This is a genomic window from Rhodococcus shunpengi, assembly GCF_048381395.1.
GTDB lineage: Bacteria > Actinomycetota > Actinomycetes > Mycobacteriales > Mycobacteriaceae > Rhodococcus.
Map to the genome: position 1 here is coordinate 171,262 of NZ_JBLWIU010000031.1, position 6,937 is coordinate 178,198.

The following is a 6,937-nucleotide window of genomic DNA, read 5'->3' on the forward strand; positions in this document are numbered from 1 at the left end:
AGCCCGACCCCCCGGGGCTGAACGCAGACGGCCCTCGCCTCCTCCCCCCTGGCGAGGGCTGTCGCTTTGTGTGAGGGCCTTTCCCACACGTCTTCGTACTGTCTTCTACACCCGCCGACCTGTGCACAGGTGCGACGAGGGTGCGCACGGCCGGGTTGTCCACAGGCCCCCGATTCATCCACAGGTGGGGCTTCCGAGGCCGTTCCCCCGGCGCTCACGACCCCGCAGCGGGGCAGCCTGTCGGGCATGAACGACATCCTCGGACTGGTCGACGATCCTGCGCTGGTCGCCGACCTCCGTCGCGTGGTCGCGGCGGCCGACCGCACGCTGCACGAGATGTCCGTGCCGGTGCCCCGCAGGGCGTGGACCGACGCGGCGATCGTCGTCCTCGACGCGTCCGCAGCAGCGGCATGCGCGGCCGGATATCCCCGCCGCCCCGGCGTGATCCTCGTGTGCAGCGGGACGGCCGGTCTGGCGGACTGGCAGGCCGCTGCGACCGTCGGCGCCGAACACGTCCTCGCCCTCCCGTCCGAGGAGGTGGAACTGCTCTCGATCGTCGCGGCCGCCGACGAGCCCTCGACCGGTGCCGGTACTGTCCTCGCGGTCGTCGGAGGATGCGGGGGAGCGGGCGCGTCGACCTTCGCCGCCGCACTGGCCTGGGCCGCGGGGAACGACGAACGACGCGACACCCTGCTCGTCGACGCCGATCCGTTCGGCGCGGGACTCGACGTCCTGACCGGTCTCGAGGAGCGTCCGGGAGTGCGGTGGTCCGGTCTCACCGTCGACGGCGGACGGGTCTCCGCGCGTGCCCTGCGCGACGCCGTGCCCGTGTGGGCATCCGGGGTGGGTGTCCTGTCCACCGACCGTGAGAACACCGCTCGGCTCACCGCCGTCGCCGCAGAGTCGGTCGTCGACGGGGTGCGCGGAGCGGGAGCCACCGTCGTCTGCGATGTGGGGCGCAGCTTCGACCCGGTCGCCGACGCGGTGATCGCACTGGCCGACCTCACTGTCGTCGTCGTGCCGGCCCGGATCGGTGCGGTGCTCTCCGCTGCCCGGGTCGCCCGCACGCTCTCGGCACGGGGTGAACCGGCCGGAGTCGTCGTCCGCGGACCTGCACCCGGGGGCCTGCGAGCCGTCGACGTGGCGGACGCGGTGGGCCTGGACGTGCTCACTTCGATGCGTCCCGAGCCGGGCCTGAGCGAGATGCTCGAACGCGGTGGCCTGCGGCTGCGGCCACGCTCGCCGTTGCTCGGTGCGGCGCACGACGTGCTGGCGGCCGTCGGGGCAGACCGCGCCGGCCCGGGGCGTGCGGCATGACCGGGATTCTTGGGGACGACCTCCTCTCGCGGGTCCGCGACCGTCTGGCCGACGAGACCGGGGAGCTCACTCCGGCCCGCGTCGCCGCGGCCCTGCGCGCGGAATCGGGGGGAGTGCTCGGAGACTCCGATCTGCTTGCGGCACTGCGGCATCTGCAGACCGAACTGACCGGAGCGGGCCCGCTCGAGACTCTGCTGGCAGACCCGGCGGTGACCGACGTGCTCGTCACCGCACCCGACCGGGTCTGGGTGGATCGCGGCAACGGGCTGCACCTGACCGAGGTCACCTTCCCCGACGAGGCCGCGGTCCGACGACTCGCGCAGCGACTGGCACTGTTCGCCGGGCGTCGACTCGACGACGCCCAGATGTGGGTCGACGGCAGGTTGCCCGGGCACGGTGAGTTCGGTGTCCGGCTGCACGCGGTCCTCTCCCCGGTCGCGCAGGCCGGGACGTGCCTGTCGCTGCGGGTCCTGCGACCCGCGACCCAGGGACTCGAAGCACTGCGGGATCGCGGTGCGGTCTCCGAGGCCGCCTACCGATTGCTGCTGCGCATCGTCCGCGCGCGTCTGGCCTTCCTCGTCGTCGGCGGTACGGGTGCGGGGAAGACGACGATGCTCGCGGCGCTGCTCGGCGCGGTGGACCCGACCGAACGCATCGTCTGCGTCGAGGACGCCGCCGAACTGGTCCCGGCCCACCCGCACGTGGTGCGCCTCGTGGCACGGGCACCCAATGTGGAGGGCGTCGGTGAGGTCACCGTCCGCGATCTCGTGCGGCAGGCGCTGCGGATGCGACCGGACCGCATCGTCATCGGTGAGGTGAGGGGCGCCGAGGTCGTCGATCTTCTCACCGCGCTGAACACGGGTCACGACGGTGGTGCCGGGACCGTGCACGCCAATTCGCCCGACGAAGTGCCCGCGCGGCTCGAGGCCCTTGCCGCGCTCGGCGGTCTCGACCGGGCGGCGCTGCACAGCCAGCTCGTCGCAGCGGTGCAGGTGATTCTGCACGTTCATCGGGGCAGCGACGGAGTGCGACGTCTCGTGGGGATCGGCGTGGTCGAGCGGGACCCCGTCGCGGGCGTGATCGTCACGCCCGCATGGACCCACGACAGGGGCGACGAGCACGGCATGGACACCCTCGAGCGGATCCTGCGTCGACGGGACGCGCCGTGAACGCGACGCTCCTGTGCTTCGCGGCGGCGCTGTTCGTCCTGCCGTCGTCCTCGGCCCGCCGTCGACTGCGACGCGGGGTGCCCGACGCGGCGCCGCGCCCGATACCGCGCGCCCTCGTCGCCGGGGTGGTGGTCGTCGTGCTCACGACGGTTGTGGTGTGGGCGGGGATCACGCCGGCCGTGGCCGGCGCGACCGTCGCGGCGACCGTGGTGGGGCGTCGTCGATCGCGTCGTCGCGCTGCGGAGCTCGATCGGCAACGGCGGATGTTGCTGTCGGGACTCGACACCGTGATCGCGGATCTGCGGGTGGGGACGCATCCCGCCGACGCGTGCGAGACGGCGGCTCGGGAGACGGCCGGGTCCGTCGCCGGTGCCTTCCGGGTCGCTGCGGCCCGGGCGCGACTCGGCGGGTCGGCGGCACACGGATTACGATCTGCTGCAGCATCGTCGGACGGCGATGGCGTCGCCGACAGTCTGGACCGTGTTGCCGACGCGTGGGCGGTCTCCGACCGTCACGGTCTCGCTCTCGCCGAACTGCTCGGGGCCGCGCGCGTCGATCTGGCCGCGCGTATGCGGATCCGTGCCCGTACGGAGGCAGGTCTCGCCGGCGCGCGGGCCACGGCGACGGTCCTGGCGGGACTGCCGGTGCTCGGGGTGGGTCTCGGGCAACTCATGGGCGCCGCTCCGCTCGGCATCCTTCTCACCGGTGGGCTCGGCGGCGTCATGCTCGTGGTGGGCACTGCGCTGGTCTGTGCGGGTCTGTTGTGGACGGATCGGATCGCGGCACGGGTGGGGACATGAGCGCGACGTGGGCGGTGTTGCTGGGAGCGGCCTCGCTCGTCGTCGCGCCGACACCTCGTGGAACCACCCGCTTGTTCTCCACGAGAACCCTTGCCGATCAGTCGGATACAACTACACCCGAGACCGACCCGCACGCGCTTCCCGCCGCCTTCGATCTCTTCGCGGCGTGCCTGCGCGCGGGGATGCCCGCCGGTTCTGCGGCGCGGGTCGTCGCGGAGTCTGCTCCACCCGACCTCGCGGCGGCGTTGCGGAGAGGTGCCGACCGATTGGCGCTCGGAGCCGATCCGGCCGATGCGTGGGGAGGTTCGGGAGCGGTCGACGTGCTGGACGATTTCGCCCGCGCGGCACGACGATCCGCGAAATCCGGTGCGCCCCTGTCGGACATCGTCGCCGAACTCGCGGTCCGGCATCGCGCCGAGACGGAGGACCGGGTGGCTGCCGAGATCGATCGGGCCGGAGTGCTCGTGAGCGGGCCGCTCGGTCTGTGTTTTCTGCCTGCTTTCGTGTGCCTGGGCATCGTGCCGGTCGTCGTCGGCCTGGCGCGGGACGTCCTGGGTGCGGGGCTGATGTGAACGTCGGCGCGGACGGTCCGCGCCGCACGGATGGGAGGGACGGAAGATGGGGAAACGAACACCGGACGCAGGGCTCGCACGTGGCCTGCGTGGTCGTCTCGGCGGGCTCGTCGTGCAGGACGACGGCATGTCGACGGCGGAATATGCGATCGGGACCATTGCGGCGGCGGCTTTCGGGGCGGTGCTGTACACCGTGGTGACCGGTGATTCGATCGTGTCCGCGCTGACGGGCATCGTCGAGCGTGCCCTGAACACGGCGGTGTGACACCGAAGCATGCGAAAGATGCTCGGACGACGCTGGTTACGTGCCTTCGTTCGTGAGGACGAAGGCGGGGTCACCGTCGAAGCGGCTCTCGCCGTCGCGAGCCTGGTCACGGTGCTCGTACTGTGCCTCGGTGCGGTGCTGGGCATCGCGTACCAGGTGCGGTGCCATGACGCCGCCCGCGAAGCCGCCCGCCTCGCTGCGCGGGGAGACCAGGCGAGGGCGATCGAGGTGGCCATGCGAGTCGCGCCTCCGGACGCACGCGTGGCGGTACGCGAGGAGGGAGATCTGATCGTGGCGGTCGTGACCGCGGAGAGTCCGCTGCTCCCGTTGCTGACCCTCACGGCCGAGGCGGTGGCGGTGCGCGAGCCGGAAGGAACGCGATGAGGTCGGGCCCCTCCCTCCTCGGCGACGACGGGAGCGCGAGTGTGATCGGCTGCGCCGTGATGGCCGGCCTCATCGCGATCACGGCCACGTTGCTGCACGTCGGGTCGGTCGTCGTCGCACGTCATCGTGCGCAGGCGGCGGCCGACCTGGCGGCGGTGGCGGTCGCCTCGGCACTGGACCGCGGGGTCGTGGAGGCCTGCGAGGCGAGCGAGGTGATCACCACACGGATGCGAGTGCGATTGCGGCGCTGCGAGATCCACGAGTGGGATGCGCTCGTCGAGGTCACCGCTGCGGTGTCGGCCCTCTTCGACGGGAAGGAGGCGACGGCCGTCGCGCGAGCCGGTCCTGCCCGATGTGGCCGTCGGCGGGTCGCTCGCGGCCGTATCCAGCGGATTCGCGCTCATTGCTTACCTGTGCTTATTATGTGTGACGGTCGTCATAGACGATTGTGGACACAGTGGTGGTGGACGAAGCAATTCCGGTTCCCGGTCGGGCAGCGGTAAGGGGTGCGGGAGCGGATGTAGTGCGGGGATGAGGGTCGGTTCCGTGGTCGGAACCCTTTCGCATCGACGTATCCGGCAGGCGACGTGTGTTCCTGTCTGATTACGAAGGTATTTCGTTCGTTCTTTTCCGGTCCCCCGATCGGGGGACGCCGCGTGACGGACTCTCGAAGTGTGTCCAGAGTCCCCCGGCATTCCGGGCTGCACATCGTTCGCACTGTGGCCCACACCGACACCGCGGACCATCGCGGCCTGCGCGGACGGCGACCCCGTCCCGCGGGAATTGAGGGAGGATCGATCTTGAGGGTCAAGCGCGTAATCGCGGCCGTGTCGGCAGGCTTCGTGGCTGCCGGCCTGCTCGCGGCATGTGGGGGCGGCAGCGCTTCCGGTGCCGAGGGCGTCTACAGCCTGCACATCATGCAGCCCGAGAACCCGCTGGTTCCGGGCAACACCACCGAGAGCGAGGGCAATCAGGTCCTCAAGTCACTGTTCACGCCGTTGGTGCGCTACAACGACGAGACCAGCGACGTGGAGTACACCGGCGTCGCGAAATCGGTCGAGTCCGAGGACCAGATGACCTGGACCATCGAACTGAACGAGGGCTGGACGTTCCACGACGGAACTCCCGTCACCGCGAAGTCGTATGTCGACGCGTGGAACTACACCGCTCTGAGCACCAACGCGTACGGCGCCTCGTACTTCTTCGAGAACGTCAAGGGATACGACGAGCTGCAGGCCGCCGACGGTGCCGAGCCCGCCGCGACGACCATGTCGGGCCTCGAGGCCGTGAACGACACGACGATCTCCGTCGAGCTGAAGGAACCGTTCGCGATCTTCCCGGTCACCCTCGGGTACACCGCGTTCTACCCTCTGCCCGAGGTGTTCTTCGACGACCCCGAGGCGTTCGGTCGCCGTCCGATCGGCAACGGCCCGTTCAAGGCCGACGAGGACTTCGTCGACGGTCAGGGCTTCACCGTGACCAAGTACGAGGAGTACGCCGGCGACAACCCGGCGCAGGCCGAGGGCGTGCAGTTCAAGGTCTACACCGAACTGACCACCGCCTACACCGACGTCCAGGCCGGCGGCCTCGACGTGCTGCTGGACCTGCCGCCGGACGCCTGGGCCACCGCCCGCGACCAGTTCGGTGATCGCTACGTCGAGCGCGCCCGCCCCGACATCACCGCGCTCTCGTTCCCGACCTACGACGAGCGTTTCGCCGACCCGCGTGTCCGCGAAGCATTCTCGATGGCGATCGATCGTCAGGCCATCACCACGGCCATCTTCACCGACACCCGCACGCCGGCGGCCTCCTTCGGGTCGCCCGTCGTCGAGGGCTACCGCGAGGACGCCTGCGGCGCCAAGTGCGAGCTGAACGTCGAGCAGGCCAACAAGCTGCTCGACGAGGCCGGCTTCGATCGCAGCCGGCCGGTCGATCTGTGGTTCAACGCCGGAGCCGGGCACGACCAGTGGATGACCGCGATCGGCAACCAGTTCCGCAGCAACCTCGGTGTCGAGTACGTGCTTCGCGGCGACCTGCAGTTCGCGCAGTACCTGCCGCTGCAGGACGACAAGGGCATGACCGGTCCGTTCCGGATGGGCTGGATCATGGACTACCCGTCGCTGTACAACTTCCTGGCTCCCGTCTACAGCACGGCCGCGATGCCGCCGGCCGGGTCGAACATGACCTTCTACAGCAACCCCGAGTTCGACGGGGCCCTGTCGGCCGGTAACAACGCCGACACCCTCGACGAGGCCACGGTGGAATACCAGCGCGCCGAGGACATCCTGTTCCGCGACCTGCCCGCCACGCCGCTCTTCTACGGACTGAACCAGGCCGTGACGAGCGACCGGGTCGACAACGTGAAGATCGACGCGTTCGGTGACATCGTGACCGAAGAGGTCACGGTCGGCTGAGTGACGAGTGGTGGGG

General features: G+C 70.3%; 8 protein-coding genes. All 8 read left to right on the forward strand.

Features of this window, described 5'->3' with window-relative positions; genetic code table 11:
* Positions 1 to 246: 246 nt before the first annotated feature.
* Positions 247 to 1,317 (forward strand): septum site-determining protein Ssd, encoded by a 1,071-nt coding sequence (gene ssd / locus ACNJ7K_RS18380; RefSeq protein WP_487042029.1) that lies wholly within the window; start codon positions 247 to 249, stop codon positions 1,315 to 1,317.
* Complete coding sequence (locus tag ACNJ7K_RS18385; RefSeq protein ID WP_230792508.1) at positions 1,314 to 2,486, forward strand: TadA family conjugal transfer-associated ATPase; 1,173 nt, start codon at positions 1,314 to 1,316, stop codon at positions 2,484 to 2,486. The genes ssd and ACNJ7K_RS18385 overlap by 4 nt, the downstream gene beginning before the upstream one ends.
* A complete protein-coding gene (locus ACNJ7K_RS18390; RefSeq protein ID WP_487042030.1) occupies positions 2,483 to 3,286 on the forward strand; it encodes a type II secretion system F family protein in 804 nt (267 codons plus the stop codon). The genes ACNJ7K_RS18385 and ACNJ7K_RS18390 overlap by 4 nt, the downstream gene beginning before the upstream one ends.
* On the forward strand, positions 3,283 to 3,858 hold the full coding sequence (locus ACNJ7K_RS18395) for a type II secretion system F family protein (protein ID WP_455409415.1): 576 nt from the start codon (positions 3,283 to 3,285) through the stop codon (positions 3,856 to 3,858). The genes ACNJ7K_RS18390 and ACNJ7K_RS18395 overlap by 4 nt, the downstream gene beginning before the upstream one ends.
* Before the next feature lie 46 nt (positions 3,859 to 3,904).
* Positions 3,905 to 4,123: a DUF4244 domain-containing protein gene (locus ACNJ7K_RS18400; protein ID WP_120281229.1), complete on the forward strand. Its 219-nt coding sequence runs from the start codon at positions 3,905 to 3,907 to the stop codon at positions 4,121 to 4,123.
* A gap of 18 nt (positions 4,124 to 4,141) precedes the next feature.
* Complete coding sequence (locus tag ACNJ7K_RS18405) at positions 4,142 to 4,507, forward strand: TadE family type IV pilus minor pilin (protein WP_159416863.1); 366 nt, start codon at positions 4,142 to 4,144, stop codon at positions 4,505 to 4,507.
* Entirely contained in the window at positions 4,504 to 5,010 is a 507-nt protein-coding gene (locus ACNJ7K_RS18410; RefSeq protein WP_487042031.1) for an Rv3654c family TadE-like protein, read from the forward strand. Before ACNJ7K_RS18405 ends, ACNJ7K_RS18410 begins: the two co-directional genes overlap by 4 nt.
* Positions 5,011 to 5,307: 297 nt before the next feature.
* The gene (locus ACNJ7K_RS18415) at positions 5,308 to 6,921 is read left to right on the forward strand and encodes a peptide ABC transporter substrate-binding protein (RefSeq protein ID WP_455409414.1); all 1,614 of its coding nucleotides are present in this window, start codon (positions 5,308 to 5,310) and stop codon (positions 6,919 to 6,921) included.
* Positions 6,922 to 6,937: the final 16 nt, after the last annotated feature.